At 62.8% G+C, this 371-nt stretch carries 1 protein-coding gene; it reads right to left on the reverse strand.

What is annotated here, in order from left to right:
• Nucleotides 1-371: hypothetical protein (locus LZP96_RS24065; RefSeq protein ID WP_258926380.1), on the reverse strand; the 371-nt coding region annotated here is incomplete at both ends.

Genomic DNA, 371 nt, shown 5'->3' on the forward strand with positions numbered 1-371 from the left:
ACGCTGATGGCAACGGTCGCCAGATCGACGGTGACGTCGTGGCTGATGGAGACAGGATTGCCTGCCGTGCTCTGGCCTGCCACGGTAATCACGACCTTACCCGCTGCCAACGCCCCAACGTCTGCCGCCGGAACGGCTGCGCTCCAGGTGCCATTTGTCAGAATGGTCGCTACGTAGTCTTTACCGTTGACGGTCACGGTCAGGACTGTGCCTGCCGTCAGGCCATCGCTGGAGCCGGTGACGATCAGATTCTGACCGTGCTCGATGCTGTTGATGACATCGTCGCCCGCCACGGTGTCCACGCGCAGCCCCGGCAAGTTGGCATCGATGGTGATGTCCCGTGCTCCGGTGCCGGTGTTGCCATGGCCGTT

Origin of the sequence: Huaxiibacter chinensis (assembly GCF_022171985.1) — a bacterium.
Taxonomy (GTDB): Bacteria; Pseudomonadota; Gammaproteobacteria; order Enterobacterales; family Enterobacteriaceae; genus Enterobacter; species Enterobacter chinensis_A.